The organism is Streptomyces sp. NPDC005648 (genome assembly GCF_040605395.1).
In the GTDB taxonomy this organism is placed as follows: Bacteria; Actinomycetota; Actinomycetes; order Streptomycetales; family Streptomycetaceae; genus Streptomyces.
This window is the reverse complement of sequence record NZ_JBEXCS010000005.1, coordinates 154,047-169,573: the sequence shown is the minus strand read 5'-3', so window position 1 is coordinate 169,573 and position 15,527 is coordinate 154,047. Positions and strand designations below refer to the sequence as shown.

General features: G+C 70.8%; 12 protein-coding genes. 4 read left to right on the top strand and 8 right to left on the bottom strand.

Annotated elements, in window-relative coordinates; translation table 11 throughout:
* The first annotated feature begins 41 nt into the window (after positions 1 to 41).
* A complete protein-coding gene (locus tag ABZT17_RS04820; RefSeq protein ID WP_356343703.1) occupies positions 42 to 683 on the top strand; it encodes a hypothetical protein in 642 nt (213 codons plus the stop codon).
* Between the two features lie 17 nt (positions 684 to 700).
* Here ABZT17_RS04820 and ABZT17_RS04815 read toward each other — a convergent pair whose 3' ends face one another.
* From ABZT17_RS04815 to ABZT17_RS04780, 8 genes are all read right to left on the bottom strand, one after another.
* Entirely contained in the window at positions 701 to 1,747 is a 1,047-nt protein-coding gene (locus ABZT17_RS04815; RefSeq protein WP_356343701.1) for a glycosyltransferase, read from the bottom strand.
* A gap of 76 nt (positions 1,748 to 1,823) precedes the next feature.
* Positions 1,824 to 5,378: a DUF4082 domain-containing protein gene (locus ABZT17_RS04810; protein ID WP_356343698.1), complete on the bottom strand. Its 3,555-nt coding sequence runs from the start codon at positions 5,376 to 5,378 to the stop codon at positions 1,824 to 1,826.
* A gap of 113 nt (positions 5,379 to 5,491) precedes the next feature.
* Complete coding sequence (locus tag ABZT17_RS04805; RefSeq protein ID WP_356343696.1) at positions 5,492 to 6,610, bottom strand: DegT/DnrJ/EryC1/StrS family aminotransferase; 1,119 nt, start codon at positions 6,608 to 6,610, stop codon at positions 5,492 to 5,494.
* Positions 6,611 to 6,640: 30 nt separating this feature from the next.
* Positions 6,641 to 7,318: an acetyltransferase gene (locus ABZT17_RS04800; protein WP_356343694.1), complete on the bottom strand. Its 678-nt coding sequence runs from the start codon at positions 7,316 to 7,318 to the stop codon at positions 6,641 to 6,643.
* On the bottom strand, positions 7,315 to 8,454 hold the full coding sequence (locus tag ABZT17_RS04795) for a DegT/DnrJ/EryC1/StrS family aminotransferase (protein WP_356343692.1): 1,140 nt from the start codon (positions 8,452 to 8,454) through the stop codon (positions 7,315 to 7,317). The genes ABZT17_RS04800 and ABZT17_RS04795 overlap by 4 nt, the downstream gene beginning before the upstream one ends.
* Entirely contained in the window at positions 8,451 to 9,431 is a 981-nt protein-coding gene (locus ABZT17_RS04790; protein WP_356343689.1) for an SDR family NAD(P)-dependent oxidoreductase, read from the bottom strand. Before ABZT17_RS04790 ends, ABZT17_RS04795 begins: the two co-directional genes overlap by 4 nt.
* 24 nt (positions 9,432 to 9,455) lie before the next feature.
* Positions 9,456 to 10,511 (bottom strand): Gfo/Idh/MocA family oxidoreductase, encoded by a 1,056-nt coding sequence (locus tag ABZT17_RS04785; protein ID WP_356343687.1) that lies wholly within the window; start codon positions 10,509 to 10,511, stop codon positions 9,456 to 9,458.
* A gap of 23 nt (positions 10,512 to 10,534) precedes the next feature.
* Positions 10,535 to 11,974 (bottom strand): sugar transferase, encoded by a 1,440-nt coding sequence (locus ABZT17_RS04780; RefSeq protein WP_356343685.1) that lies wholly within the window; start codon positions 11,972 to 11,974, stop codon positions 10,535 to 10,537.
* Positions 11,975 to 12,262: 288 nt separating this feature from the next.
* Here ABZT17_RS04780 and ABZT17_RS04775 point away from each other — a divergent pair, with 288 nt between their 5' ends.
* Genes ABZT17_RS04775 through ABZT17_RS04765 form a run of 3 tightly spaced genes read left to right on the top strand, consistent with a single transcriptional unit; the run spans position 12,263 to position 15,517 of the window.
* Positions 12,263 to 13,117 carry a glycosyltransferase gene (locus ABZT17_RS04775; RefSeq protein WP_356343683.1) on the top strand — a complete coding sequence of 285 codons (855 nt, stop codon included), beginning with the start codon at positions 12,263 to 12,265 and terminating at the stop codon, positions 13,115 to 13,117.
* Between the two features lie 25 nt (positions 13,118 to 13,142).
* A complete protein-coding gene (locus ABZT17_RS04770; protein ID WP_356343681.1) occupies positions 13,143 to 14,471 on the top strand; it encodes an MFS transporter in 1,329 nt (442 codons plus the stop codon).
* Positions 14,472 to 14,494: 23 nt separating this feature from the next.
* Positions 14,495 to 15,517 (top strand): TolB-like translocation protein, encoded by a 1,023-nt coding sequence (locus ABZT17_RS04765; RefSeq protein WP_356343678.1) that lies wholly within the window; start codon positions 14,495 to 14,497, stop codon positions 15,515 to 15,517.
* Positions 15,518 to 15,527 lie beyond the last annotated feature (10 nt).

Here is a 15,527-nt window from a genome sequence, read left to right as displayed (position 1 = left end):
TATCGGCAGTGACGGAAGGAACCCGAATGTCGCCTGGGAACGTGGCCGATGCACTGCTGCGCCGCTGGTACGTGCTGGTGGCCGCACTGCTGTTGACGGCCGCCGGGGCGTACTCGGTGATCCGCCCCACCCCCCAGTATGTGGGGTCCGCGGTGGTCGTCCTCAAGCCGCCCGTGACACAGAACCAGCCCAACCAGCTGACCAACCTCCAGCCGCCGCTGGCGATGGTCTCGTACTCGGTCATCCAGCAGCTGCAGTCTCCGGCGGGGACCAGGGAGCTGAGGGCGGCCGGCGTGCGGGGGACCTACCATCTGATCCCCCGCAACAGCGGTACGAGCGCCACGCCCCGCTATCTGATCCCCTCCCTCCAGGTGCAGTCGCAGGCCTCCGGCGCCGACGCCGCGGTGACGGCCGTGCGCCGAGTGATCGACGTCTACACCCGGCATGTCGAGCAGATCCAGACGGGGCAGCAGGTCCCCTCCGAGGGGCGGATCACCGCCTCCGTCCTGGTCGCCCCGAGCGCCGCCGAGGTGCAGGGCAACAAGAGCCGGGGCCTGGCGGGAGTGGCGCTGCTGGGACTGGCCGCCGGCGTCGTGGGCGCGCTGTGGGTCGACCGGTTCGCGCTGAGCCGCCGCAAGGACTCCACGCGCCGGCACGCCGGCCCGGTGCCCGTGCCCAACTGAGTGGTGGTGCCGGCTCATCAGATACCGCGGCGCTTCCAGGACTCCCACCACAGCATCTCGCGCCCGCGCTCGAACACGGCCGACCAGACCAGCGGTTGCAGATAGGGCATGGCCCTGGGCCCGATCCGCTCGCGCAGCCGCAGCGCGCGGTACTCGGGCAGCCGCCGGTACCCGGGCAGGCACTGCTCGGCGAAGGCCACGCAGTCGTCGACCGGTACGACACCGGTGCGCCCGCGGTCGTAGGCCCGGTAGGCCCGGCGCAGCGCGAAGCGGGCGAGACGGGTGTGGACCTGGTCGGCCAGGCGGTCGGCGTGCGGGAGCAGGTCGCCGCACTTGGTGAGGACCGAGTCGAAGGCGACCAGGCGCTGGCGCAGGTCGTCGAGCTGGCCACCGAAGTCGGTGGTGGACATGTTGTTGCCGTGGACGCGGTAGAAGGCCTGGTCGGCGCCGCGGACGTAGCCGACGTCGGCGTGGGCGGCGAGCCGCATCCACATCTCGATGTCACCGGCGTGGGGGAGGGCGGGGTCGTAGCCGCCGACCTTCCGCTGCAGGCTGGTGCGGACGACGACCTCGGGTGAGGTGATGCAGCCGGTGCCCTCGCGAAAGCGCCGCTCCAGCCACCAGTGGCCGGGGTAGACCACCGAACCGGTGCTGTGCGTACGGGCCTTGGGCAGCGGGCCGCCGTGCTGGAAGCGCAGGGGGCGCCCGTAGGCGAACCCGGCCTCGGGGTGGGCGTCCAGGAGGGCGGCGGCGCGGACCAGGGCGCCGGGAACCAGGCGGTCGTCGGCCGACAGAAGGGCGACGTAGTCGCTGTCGGCCCACTCCAGCAGGCCCTCGTTATAGGTGGCGATATGGCCCTTGTTGGTCCTGTGGACGAGGACGTCGATACGCGGGTCGGAGGCCGCCAGCTTCTGCGCGACCTCCGCCGAGTCGTCGGGTGAGGCGTCGTCGATGATGAGTACCCGGACGTCCACGCCGTCCTGCTCGTCCAGGACGCTGCTCACGCAGTCGGCGAGGAAATGGCCGTACTTGTAGCACGGGATCACAACACTGACGGTGCTCATCTGATGGGGGAAGCCAATCCCCGGTGGTGGTCCCCCGCGGCCTCGCGGGGGACCACCACCGGTGGGGTGATGTCGGTCAGTTCTTCTTCTTGCGGACGGTGGTCTTGCTGGTCAGCGTCCAGGTGTGGGACTTCACCGTGTGACGGTTCCGGTCCTTCACCGTGAGCGTGACCTTGAACCGGGTGCCGTCCGGCAGCGGGCTGGACAGATGGACGGTCACCTTGTGGGTGGACCGGTTGTAGGAGGTGACGGCCGTGACATGGAGCTTCTTGGCCGCCTTGGAGCCCTTCAGGACGGTCACCGTCGCCTGGACCGACGACAGCTTCACATCGGCGGGCAGGCTCGCCACCAGCGGGCTGGTCGCGTCGGCGGTGTGCGCCAGCAGGGACGTGGTCACCTCGGAGGAGGAGACCTTCGCCAGCTGGGCGCTCGGGTTGTCGGCGGTGAAGACCGGGCCGACCCAGTAGTTCGACGATCCGTAGGAGCTGTTCGGGAAGGCCGAGCTGCTGCCGTACCGGTAGAGCCCGTTGTGGTGCGCGGTCGTGTCGGCCGTGGCCGTCAGCGGATAGGACTGGTGGGCCGCCGAGAAGTAGCCGCCGTCCACCGCGTAGTTGCCGTTCGGCGCGTGGTAGGAGACGACGTACGCCGTGTCCGCGGTGATCGCCACCGGGGTGGCGAAGGTCAGCGTCTGCCAGCCGGACGCCGTCTCGTTGGTGAAGGTGCCGCTGGCGAGCAGGGTGCCGTCGTCGCCCCACAGGCTGCCGGTGTGGGTGCCCGTGTTGCCGGTGCCCTTGTAGAAGGTGACACCGGTGATCCAGCCCGCCGAGGAGGACGTGAACCGGGTGCCCAGCTCGACCGAGTTGGTGTCACCGGTCACATCGGTGGTGGCCGGCACCGCGGACGAACTCCACAGCGTGCAGGGGCAGGTCACCGCCGGTGGTGTGGAGCTGGTGGTGAAGCTCCAGGTCACCGGGGCCGTCATCGCGTTGCCCCAGACGTCGGAGGCCTGGACGGAGGCGGTGTAGGCGCTGTTCAGCTCCAGTTCCGTCGACGGGGTGAAGGTGACCTTGTTCGACGCGGGGAAGGTGACCGCGCCGGGCACGGTGTTGCCGTCCGGGTCCTTCACGGTGAACGTCACGCTGTCGGTGTCGATCGCCGAGCTGAAGGTGGCCGACACCGGTGCGGTGATCGAGGTGCCGGTCGCCCCGGAGGTCGGGGACGTCGAGCTGACGGTGGGCGGGGTGGTGCTGGCCGTCGAGGTGTCCAGCACCACGTCGACCCAGTAGTTGCTGCCCGAGGACTGCGAGGACGGGAAGGCGCTCGTCGAGCCGTAGTGGTAGACGCCGTTGCCGCCGTCGGTACCGGTCTGCAGACCCGTCAGCGGGGCCAGGCCGGCGGCGCTGTTCGCGAAGGTGTTGTCGAAGGAGTACCCGCCGTTGGGCGCGAAGTACGAGGCGACATAGGTGGTGTTGGCCTTGACGGTCACCGGGGCGGCGAAGTTCAGCTGCTGCCAGCCGGACGCCGTCTCGTTGGTGAAGGTGCCGGTGGCCAGGCGGGTGCCGGAGGCGCTCCACAGGCTGCCGGTGTGGGTGCCGGTGTTGGCCGGCGACTTGTAGAAGCGGACCGCGGTGATCGAACCGGCCACCGTGGTGCGGAACTTGACGCCGAGCTCCAGCGAGCTGCCGTCACCGGCGTTGACCGTGCCGGGCACGGACGAGGCCGCGAAGATGGAGCAGGGGCAGGCCTGGGGGCCGACCGTGATCGGGATGGTGGTGACGGCACCGATGTTGACGCTGTCGTCGACCGCGCGGACCTTGATGGACGCCGAGCCCGGCGTCGACGGGGTCCAGCTGTAGCTCCAGGACGACAGACCGGTGGCCGCCTGCCAGGTCGATCCGCCGTCGGTGGACACCTCGACGCGGGCCACGACCCCGCCCGAGTCGGTGGCGGTGCCCTTGATGGTGACCGGCTTCAGCGCCGGGACGGTGGTCCCGGAGGACGGACTGGTCACGGTGATGCTGGGACCGGTGGTGTCGGTGGAGGCGGAGGCGCCGACCAGGTTGCTCTGCAGGGTCAGCGGCTGGACGCCCATGTCGGCGAGGATGTTCACGGTCGCCTGCTGCATCCGCGAGTCCTCGGTGACCACCGTGTCATCGGGGTTGTACGTCGGGATGTTGGTCAGGCCCCACGACCACTGCACGGTCCCCGAGCCGAACACCAGGGCTCCGGAGTCCTGGTCGCGGAACTCGACGAGATTGTGCGTCGCCGTGCCGTTGCCGTAGACGTTGCCCCAGTCCTGGCGGAGCTTGCCGTCGTTGATGTCGACCGTCGTGGACGACACGTCGATGGCGCCGGCGGGTCTGGTGGCGTTGTCGATGTCGCTGTCCCACTCGTACCCGAGGGTGCCCGTCGGGAAGGTGGCGGTCTGGCTCGAAGTGAGGTTCGCGATCGAGGTGTTGCGCCAGATCCGGTTCTTGCCGTACGAACCCGGGACCGTGATGGCGTCGCTGCGGTAGCCGTTGACCGTGAACATGGAGCCGGTGAGGATGTTCGGCGGCTGGTAGGTCTGACCGTAGTTGGTGCTGGTCGGGTCCATCCAGGTGCCGGTCCAGACGCCGCTGGGGTCGGCGATGCCGTTGTTCTGCGCCATCTTGGTCATCTTGTAGCAGACCAGGGTGCGGTCGGCGGTGCTGGTGCCGTCGATGCTCGGGGCGAGCCGGGTCTTCCAGAAGACCTCGTTGCCGCTGAAGAAGGCCTCCCTGACTCCGGCCTTTCTGGCCGCGAGCACATTGGAGTACTGGCTCTGCGTCCAGTACTCGTCGTGCCCGGAGGAGATGTACACCTTGTGCTTCTTCAGCAGGGTGGCACCGTTGCTGCCCGACACGTCCACGCCGGAGGTGTAGCTGACGTCGTAGCCGTTGCGCTCCAGCCAGGACAGCATCATGTACTCGGAGCCGTAGATGCCGTTGTCGCCGCCGATGTCCAGCGGCCGGTTGTAACTGACCTCGTAGGCACGGCCGTCGGGCGCGGGGCCGGTGCCGCCGTAGAGGTCCTGACCGCCGTAGTCGTTGTACGCCTGCCAGGTCTGGTCACTGGTCTGTACGACGATGTTGGAGGTGCTGGAGTCGTTGCGGACCACGAAGGGGTACGGCATGAGGCCGTTGCCGTCGGTCTGCGTCAGGTTGGCGATGTACAGGCCCGACACGGCGTCGCTGGGCACGGTCCAGCTCGCGGTCACCGGCCAGTTGCCGCAGTCGACCAGTCCGGTGCTGCTCTTGGTGGTGCAACTGGCGGGCTTGGACGAGTAGTTGGCCGGGTAGGTCACCGCAGCCTGCGCCGACGTGGACATCTGGCGCGCGCCGTCGCCGCCGTACCAGCCCAGCCGGTAGATCTGGATGTTGTACGAGGTATTCGACTGGACCTTGAACTGGACGGTGTCACCCGCCTGGACGCTCTCCTTGGTGGTGAAACCCTGGATGTCGCCATAGGCGTTGGGCGAGAACCAGTCGGACATGGGGCTGCCCGTCTTGGAGTTCTCGCAGACGATCGGGTTCGATCCCGAACCACACGGATCGGACGCCGCCTGGGCGGACCCGGTCAGCGGGAGCACCGCCAATATCAACGCTGCCACGACGGCGAGGCGACTGCCTCTGATCCGTCTGGTCCATCTTTTCATGTGTACCTCTCAGCGGTGCTGTGCAGGGCCGACCCTGCGGCCTGCGTGGAGCGTGAAGCCGTGGGGGGTCAGCCGCGAAGCGCGTGGATGAGCGTGTCCACGACGCGCTGCTGCTGGTCTGGGGTGATGTGCGGGTGCAGCGGGAGCGAAAGGATGCGCTCCGCCGCCTGCTCCGCATGGGGGAACTCGCCCCGGGAGTGGCCGAGGTGGCTGTAGGCCGGGGTGAGGTGGACGGGGGCTGGGTAGTGCACGCCCGCGCCGATGCCCTCCGCGTTGAGCTTGCCGACGACGGCGTCCCGGTCGGCGCCGGGGACCTGGACGACGTACAGGTGCCAGACGTGGACGTTGCCGGGTGCCGTGACGGGGAGCACGATCTGTCCGGTGGCCGCGAGGTCGGCGAGCAGCGCGTCGTAGCGGGCCGCGGCGGCGCGCCGGGCCGCGTTGCCGTCGGCCAGCCGTGCCAGCTTCGCGCGCAGGACGACGGCCTGCAGTCCGTCCAGCCGGCTGTTGAACCCGGGTACGTCGTGGCGGTACTTGGCGACGCCGCCGTGGTTGGCGATAGCGCGGACCAGGTCGGCGGCTTCCTCGTCGTCGGTGAGGACCGCGCCCGCGTCGCCGTAGGCGCCCAGGTTCTTGCCCGGGTAGAAGCTGGTGGCCGCGATCCCGCCGCTGCCGGGCGTGCGGCCGTCGCGGGTGGCGCCCTGGCACTGGGCGGCGTCCTCGACGACCCGTACCCGGTCGGGCAGTTGGGCCGCCAGCTCGGTCACCTCGGCCATCTGGCCGTACAGGTGCACGGGTACGACCGCGCGGGTGGCGGGGCCGACCGCGTCCAGCGCGGCCCGCGGGTCCAGGAGGTGGCTGTCGGGCAGGCAGTCCGCCAGGACCGGGCGGGCCCCGATCCGCGCGACCGCGCCGGCGGTGGCGATGAAGGTGTTGGCGGGTACGACGACCTCGTCGCCGGGACCGACACCGCTCGCGCGCAGGGCGAGTTCGACCGCGTCGGTGCCGTTGGCGACGCCCACGCAGTGCGCCACACCGCCGAACTCGGCGTATTCACGCTCGAACTGACGGACCTCGTCGCCCCCGATGAACGCGGTGCCCGCCAGGACCCGTTCGAATCCGGCGCGCACCTCTTCGGCGACCTCCTCATGGGCCGCCTTGAGGTCCACAAGCGGAATCTGGTTCATGTCAGCGGTCCCCCCACTGTTCTGTTCGCATCACTGTTCTGTTCGCTTCGCGAGTTCGTCCAGCGCGGGCGCGTCCGCCGCGCGCAGTCGTCGGGCCGGGCTCCCCACCCAGACCTCGCCCGGCGGTATGTCGCCGAGCACACTGCTTCCCATCCCGATCAGCGACCAGGCGCCGACCGTCGTGCCCTCCCTGACCAGGGCCCCGGAGCCGACATAGGCGCCCCGCTCCAGCCGCGCTCCCCCGCCCAGGCGGACGCCGGAGGCGAGCGTCGCGTGGTCCCCGACGACGTCGTCGTGGGTGAGCACCACGTGCGGCATCACGGCGACATGCGCCCCGACCTCCACGGAGGCGGTCAGCACGCAGTGCGCGAGGAGGACCGAGCCGGGGCCGACCCGCGAGGTCGCCGAGACCGCCGCCGTCGGGTGGATGACGGTGGCGTAGCGGTCCGCGGGCAGGCCGAGCCGGCGGACCAGGCGGGCGCGGGCCGCGTAGTCCCTCGGGTTGCCGACGCAGATCACCACCCGCGCCTCGGGCAGGTCGTGGACCAGTTCGCAGCCGCCGACGACGGGCACACCGTCCACCTCGGTGCCGTGCAGGGCCGGGTTGTCGTCGAGGTGTCCGAGCAGCTTGAACTCGCCCGAGTCCGCGACGGCCTGGGCGGTCTCCCGGGCGAAGCCGCCCGCGCCGACGATCAGGAGTTCGTTCATCCACCGGCCTGTTCGCGCAGCGCCGCCACGACCCGGTCCTGCTGGGCCTCGGTCATGGTGTGGAAGAGCGGCAGGATCAGCGAGCGGCGGGTGAGCCGCTCGGTGACCGGAAGGGGCGCGTGCGGGTGGTCCGCGTAGGCGGGTTCGAGGTGCGCGGCCATGATCCCGCGCCGCGCCGAGACACCGGCGTCGGCGAGCGCGGCGAGCAGGTCGTCGCGGCCGACGGGGAAGTCCTCGTCCAGCAGCACCCAGTAGGACTGGAAGTTGCTCTGCCCGTGCGCGGGGTCGCGCACCGGGGTGAGCCCCACGACGTCCCGCAGCAGCTCGTCGTACCGGGCCGCCAGTTCACGGCGCCGGGCGATCATCGCGTCGAGCTTGCCGAGCTGGACCAGGCCGATCGCGGCCTGGACGTCCGTCATCCGGTAGTTGAAGCCGACTTCGAGGTAGCTCTCCAGGACCGGCTTGTTGCTGGCGTGGCGCTCGGCCGCCGAGGCGTTCATGCCGTGCTCGCGCAGCCGGCGCAGCCGGGCCGCCCATTCGGCGTCGTCGGTGGTGACCATGCCGCCCTCGCCGGTGGTGACGAGCTTGCGGGGGTGGAAGGACCAGGCGGCGAGCAGGGCGCCGTGCCCGACGGGCTTGCCGCCGACGGTCGAGCCGATGGCGCAGGCCGCGTCCTCGACCAGGGGCAGGTCCCACTCGGCGCAGGCGGCCCGCAGGCTGTGCACATCGGCCGGTACCCCGCCCTGGTGGACGGCGAGGACGGCCTCGGTGCGCGGGGTGCGCACCGCGTCCACGGTCGCCGCGGTGAGGTTGCCGGTGGCCGGGTCCACGTCGGCGAACACCGGCTCGGCACCGACGTACCGTACGGCGTTGGCGGTGGCGATGAACGACAGCGAGGGCACGATGACCTCGTCGCCGGGGCCGAGCCCGAGCGCGACGAGGGACAGGTGCAGGGCGGTGGTGCAGGAGCTGACGGCGACGGCGTGCTCGGCACCCACCCGCTCGGCGAAGACCCGCTCGAACTCGGCGACGCGGGGGCCCTGGGCCACCCATCCGGACAGCACGGCGTCGGAGGCGGCCCTGGCCTCCTCCTCACCGAGCCAGGGGATCATCACGGGGATGCGGTCGGTGCTCACTTGGCGGCCTCCCGCTCCGCGCGCCACCACTGCACCAGGTCGCTGAGGCCCGTACGCAGGTCGATCTGCGCGGTGAAGCCGAGCCGGTCGGCAGCCTGCGAGGTGTCCGCGAGCCGGCGCACCACGGAGTTCACGGTGCGGGCGGGACCGTGCACGGGCTCCAGTCCGTCGGCCCCCATCGCCTCCAGGAGGCCCTCGGCGAGCTCCTTGAGCGAGGTCTCCGTACCGCTGGCCACGTTGAACACCTCGTCGGTGAGGTCCGACTCGGCGGCCAGGACGTTCGCTCTCGCGATGTCGCGGACGTCGACGAAGTCCATGGTCTGGGTGCCGTCGCCGAGGATCAGCGGCGGCTCGCCCGCCTCGATGCGCTCCATCCAGCGGATGAGGACCTCGGTGTAGAGACCGTGGATGTCCATGCGGGGGCCGTAGACGTTGAAGTAGCGCAGGGCTACGTAGTCCAGGCCGTACATGGAGTGGAAGCTGCGCAGCATGCCCTCGTTGAAGGCCTTGGCCGCGCCGTAGAACGTGTCGTTGTTGTACGGGTGGTGGCGCTCGGTGGTCGGGAACTCCTCGGCCATGCCGTAGACGGACGCCGAGGACGAGGCGATCACCTTGGCCACACCTGCCTCGGCCGCCGCCTCCAGGACGTTGAAGGTGCCGTCGACCAGCACCTCGTTGGCCAGCCGGGGTTCCTCCGCGCACTGGGTGATACGGATCGCGGCGAGGTGGAACACCAGGTCGGCGCCCTCGGTGACCTTCCGTACCGTCTCGGCGTCCCGGATGTCACCCTCGACGATCTCCACGACACCGCTGGGCAGGGCCTCGGCGAGGTTGGCCCGCCGCCCGCGCACGAAGTTGTCGAGTACGACTATCTCGCGGGCGCCACCCTCGGCCAGCAGGTCGACCAGGTTGGAGCCGATGGTGCCCGCTCCCCCGGTGACCAGGATCTTCTTGCCGCGTACGCTGCTCAACTGCACTTACCTCTCAGCGGATTGGTTCTGTCAACGCCCGGCGCGCAGGCCGACGACCGCGCCCTTGAACTCGAGACTGCGGGACGCCGCCTCCAGGATGTCCAGCACCCGGAGTCCGGCCCGGCCGTCGGTCAGCGGTGCCCGGCCCTGGGCGATCGAGTCGCCGAACTCGTCGACCATGCTGCGGAGCGCCTCCTTCTCACCGATGGCGGGCGCGACCATGTCCCCGGAGCGGTACGAGACGAGCATGTCCCGGCGCTCGTCCGCGCCGATCTCCTGCGGCGAGGCCAGGTCCACGCCCCGGTCGAAGACCGCCACCCGCTGGGCGGGGTTGAGGTCGTCCCAGACGAGGGTCCGCTTGGATCCGCCCACCATGGTGGTGCGCACCTTGGTCGGCGACAGCCAGTTGACGTGCACATGGGCGATGGCGCCGGTGTTGAGCGTGAGCGTCAGATAGGCCACGCAGGCCTGGCCCGCGCCGATCGGGTCGGCGCCGTGGGCGGCGACGGCGACCGGTTCGACGCCCGCGGGGAGGATGAAGTCCAGGATCGACAGGTCGTGCGGGGCCAGGTCCCACATCACGTCGATGTCCTTCTGGACGAGCCCGAGGTTGATGCGGACCGAGTCGACGAAGTGGATCTCGCCCAGCTCGCCGGAGCGGACCAGTTCGCGGATACGGCCCACGGCGGGCGTGTAGCAGTAGGTGTGGTCGCACATCAGGGTGAGACCGCGCTCCTCCGCCTCGGTCACCAGGCGCAGCCCGTCGGCGTGGGTCGCCGCGAGCGGCTTCTCCACGAGGACGTGCTTGCCGGCGCGCAGGGCGGCCAGGGCGATGTCGAGGTGGGTCCCGGCGGGCGTGGCCACGGCGACGGCCGCCACCTCGGGGTCGGCGAGGACGGCCGCGTAGTCCGCGGTGGCCTGGACCGTCGAGTAGCCGCCGAGGACCTTCTGGGCCCGGTCCACGTCGAGGTCGCACAGCCAGCGCAGCCGGAAGCGGTCACTGGCCTGGAAGTTGCGTACGAGGTTGGGACCCCAGTAGCCGGCCCCGACGACCGCGACCCCCAACGGCTCCCTGGTCTGCGTCACTCGGCTCCCCTTCGTGCGGTCCATCAGTAGGCCCCCGTTCCTCGCACCACGGCGGACCCGGTGCGCACCAAGATCGACAGGTCGAGGCTCATCGACCAGTTGTCCACGTATCCGAGATCGAGCCGGACCGCCTCGTCCCAGGGCAGGTCGGAGCGTCCGCTGACCTGCCACAGTCCGGTGAGTCCCGGCTTCACCAGCAGCCGGCGCTTGATGTCCGGCGTGTACTCCTCCACCTCCTCGGGCAGCGGAGGGCGCGGGCCGACGAGCGACATCTGGCCCAGGACCACGTTGATCAGCTGGGGCAGCTCATCGAGCGAGCTGCGCCGCAGGAAGGATCCGACGCGGGTGATCCGCGGGTCCTCCTTCACCTTGAACAGCAGCCCGTCACTGTTCTGGTTGAGGTGTTCCAGCTCGGCGCGCAGGGCCTCCGAGTCGGCCCGCATGGTGCGGAACTTCAGCATGGTGAAGTGGTCGCCGTAGCGGCCCACCCGCTGCTGCCGGAACAGGGCGGGCCCGGAGCTGTCCAGCCGGACCATCAGGGCGACCAGCAGCAGGGGCACCGCGAGAAGGGCCAGGAGCAGGGCCGCGAGCGTGCGGTCCAGGAGCTCCTTGGGCAGACGGGAGAAGCGGGAGAGGTTCGGCGGGTGGATCCGCACCAGCGGCACCCCGTTGGTGGTCCGCACCGCGAGCCGGGCCGCGGACACGTCCGTCAGCACGGGGGCGAGCAGGAAGTCGACGCCCTGGACGGCCGCCGTCCAGGACATCCGGCGCAGGACGGAGGCGTCGAACTCGGGCGCGGGCAGCACCACCACGGTGCTGATGCCCAGGGCCCGGACGACGTCGTTCATACCGCCGACACCACCGAGGACGGGGATGCCCAGCCGGCGGACCGCCGCGGCGTTCTCCGGATCGCTCAGGCAGACGCCGGCGGCCCGGAGTTCCTGTTCGCCGCCGCGCCGCAGCACGGAGACCATGTCCACGATGCCGTTGGACGGTCCGACCAGGAGCGTCGCACTGCGGTCCCGGCTGCGGGCCCATCTCCGGTGCAGTCCACGGCGCAGCGCGTACCTGAGGGGCACGGCGAACACCGCGACCGGCACCGCGGCCATGATCATGTCATGGAGGAGGCCCGCATCGTGCGCGAACAGCCAGTGGACGACCGCGGCCAGCGCCGGCAGCGCCACCGCCCCCCGGAGCACCCGTCGGTACTCCTCGGTCCCCAGACCCAGCGTGCTGCGGTCGTAGGAACGGTGGGCGAGCATGGCCACGATCCAGGTCGGAGGCAGCACCAGGGCCACCGCCCACCGGCCGTACGCCGCGTGGATCAGGAAGGCCGCGGCAACGGCCGCCAGGCCGTCCGCGACCAGCAGGACGATGCGGTATTGGCGTTCCCCGCGTCTTCGACGGGCTTGTGGACTCCTGTGTTCCACAAGCAGATGCTCATGCGTGACCTCAATGGTCATGCTCCCCCCACCACATGCGCGACTCCACCCCTGACCGAAGTGCCCTGGACTCAGCGGCACCGGAAAGCGAGGGAGGCCTCAGCGGTTCCCCAACCGCCTCGTGCCCCCAGCATGCTGGCAACTGGTTCGTTCATTGACGTTCAGAAAGCCGAACCTGACATGCAGTCAAGAACAAGTTCCCCACCTAAACCGGTCCGGCGACCGTCAATCTAGACCACGCGGCGCAGTCTCGGGAACAGTTGGACGAAACACATGTCGCAATAGTGACACCGACGGCATACTGCCCCCGTGACGAGCATCGTGATCCCGGCCCACAATGAGGCCCGAGTCATCGCCCGCCTCCTCGATTCACTGTTGGCCGATTCCTCACCCGAGGACGACACCGACATCGTGGTCGTATGCAACGGGTGCACGGACGAAACAGCGCGAATCGCCTCCGCCCGCGGCCCCCGCGTACGGGTGGTGGAGATACCCGTGCCCTCCAAGCACGCGGCGCTGCGGGCGGGCGACGACCACGCGCGCGGCTTCCCGCGCCTCTACGTGGACGCCGACGTCGTGATCACCGACGCGGATGTACGGGCCCTCGCGGAGCCGTTGGCGGACGAGTCGTCCGGTATCCTCGCCACGGCCCCGGAACGGAACATCCCGTTGGCCGGCTGTGCCTGGCGGGTGCGCGCCTACTACCGGGTCTGGCAGCGGCTGCCCGCCGTACGCCAGGGCCTGTTCGGCCGGGGCGTCATCGCGGTCTCCAAGGCCGGGCACGCCCGGATCGCCGAGCTGCCCCCGCTGATGGCGGACGACCTGGCCGCGTCGCTGGCGTTCGGCCCCGAAGAACGGCTGGTGATCGACGCCGCCCGGGTCGTGGTCCGTCCACCGCGCACCTGGTCGGACTTGATCAAGCGGCGGATCCGCGCCATGGTCTCCACGGCCCAGCTCGAACAACAGCACAAGAGCCCGGAGGACGCCTCGGCACGCACCGGCAAGGCCGATCTGATCGCCCTGCTGCGGGAGAACCCCGGGCTGCTGCCGGGTGTCGTGGTCTTCGTCGCGGCGGCGGTCACCGCCCGGCGCCGGGCCCGCAAGGCCGTCCGGGCCCAGGACTTCGGCACCTGGCTACGGGACGAGAGCAGCCGGCAGAACTGAACGCACCGCACCTGGAGTACTGGCTTTGTACCTCACCGACCGCTCCGCGCCCGCGCAGGCCGACACCGAGCCCGCCCGAAGACGCGGTCTGCGGCCCCGAGTCGCCCCGGTCGTGCTCGTCCTGGGCACGGTCAGCCTGATCACCGACATCTCCTCGGAGATGGTCACCGCGGTCCTGCCGCTCTACCTCGTCACCACCCTGGGCTTCAGCCCGCTGGGCTTCGGCACGCTCGACGGCGTCTACAACGGCGTCAGCGCGCTGGTCCAGCTGACCGGCGGTCATCTCGCCGACCGCATCCGCAACCACAAGCTGCTCGCCGGGCTCGGCTACGGACTGTCGGCGCTGTGCAAGCCGCTGCTCCTGATCGCCGGAAGCATCGGCACCCTCGGCACGGTCCTCGCCCTGGACCGCACCGGCAAGGGGCTGCGCACCGCCCCGCGCGACGCGATGATCTCCCTGTCCACACCGGCCGAGAAACAGGGCCGGGCCTTCGGCGTGCACCGCGCGATGGACACCACGGGCGCCATGCTCGGCCCCCTGACGGCCTTCCTCATCCTGCGCGCGGCGGCGGACGGCTACGACGCGGTGTTCGGCGTGAGCACCTGCGTGGCGGTGCTGGGCGTGGTCGTACTGGTGCTGTTCGTGCCCGGCAGGGGGCAGGGCGCAGCACAGCCCGCAGCGGACGCGCCGAGCGACGGGAAGGCCGCGGACGCGCCGCCCCCCGGCCCGGAAGCCGCCGACGCGCCGCACGGCAGACCGCCCGTCCGCCTCCGCGAGGCGCTCGCGCTGCTGCGGATACCGCGGCTGCGCGCACTCGCCGGATGTGCCGCGCTGCTGGGGCTGACCACCGTCAGCGACGCCTTCGTCTATCTGCTGCTGCAACGGCGCGCGGGCATCGGCGAGGAGTGGTTCCCGCTGCTCCCACTGGGCACCGCCGTAGTGTTCCTCCTGCTGGCCGTGCCGGTCGGCGCGCTGGCCGACCGGGTCGGACGGCGCACCGTGTTCCTCGCCGGGCACGCGGTGCTGCTCGTCGCCTACGCCCTTCTGCTCTGGGCCCCGGACACCCCGGCCCTGCCCCCGCTGGTGCTCGCCCTGCACGGCGTGTTCTACGCGGCCACCGACGGCGTACTCCCGGCCGCTCTCGCCGGTATCGTGCCCGAACAGCTGCGCGCCAGCGGTCTGGCCATCGTCGGCACCAGCCAGGCGCTGGCCCGGTTCTGCTGCTCACTGGCCTTCGGCGCCGCCTGGACGGCGTGGGGAGACGGCCCGGCGCTGGCGGGATCGGCGGTCGGCCTGCTGTGCTGCGCGGCCGTCGCCGGTTTCGTGCTGCGGCCGGCCGGAGAGACCCGATGACCACCCCAGCCACAAGGATCCAGATGACACCGCTCCGCCGCCGCCTGATCGTTCTCGTCACGGCGGTGCTGCTCCTCGCCGGGGTGGGAACCGCCGTGGTCCTGCACGCCGCCGCCCGCGCGGACCGCGCCGACCGGCCCCGGGCGGGCGACCCCACCGTCAGCGCGGGCAGGCTGACCCTCGGCCAGAAGAGCCGTCTGGCCTTCGTCAACGGCGCGGCGGGCCCGCACCGCACCGCGGTGGCCTCGGTCGCCTCCGCCGACCCCGGGGGCAAGCGGATCGCCTCGGACCTGAAGTGCGCCCGGTTCTACGCGGCGGCCGGCACCGGCGTCTGCCTGCAGTCCACCACCGGCGTCCTCAAGCAGAGCAACCGCGCCCTGCTGCTGGACGCGAACCTCCGCACCCGGCACGCGTATCCGCTCGCGGGCACCCCCAGCCGGGCCCGGGTCTCACCGAGCGGCCGCCTGGTCGCCTGGACCGTGTTCGTCTCCGGCGAGTCCTATTCGTCCGCCTTCTTCTCGACCCGGACCTCGATCCTGGACACCCGCACCATGAAGCTGATCCCGAGCCTGGAGAACTTCTCCGTGGTGAAGGACGGCAAGCCCTACCACGCCTCGGACATCAACTTCTGGGGCGTCACCTTCGCCTCCGACGACGACACGTTCTACGCCACCCTCAACACCGCGGACAAGACCTACCTGGTCCGCGGTTCGCTCGCCCAGCGCAAGGTCACCACCCTGGTCGAGAACGTGGAGTGCCCCTCGCTCTCCCCGGACGAGACCCGGGTCGCCTTCAAGAAGCGGGTGCTGTCCCGGACCGACCTCTGGCACGAGTACGTCCTCGACCTGCGCACCCTGAAGGAGACGGCGCTGGCCGAACGCCACAGCGTCGACGACCAGGCCACCTGGCTCGACGACCACACCGTCGCCTACGCCCTGCCGACCCAGGGCAAGGTCGGCAGCAGCGACCTGTGGAGCGTCCCCGCCGACGGCACGGGCAGCCCCCGTCTGCTGATCCCGGGCGCGACCTCCCCGGCGCCGCTCTAGGGGAGGGCGG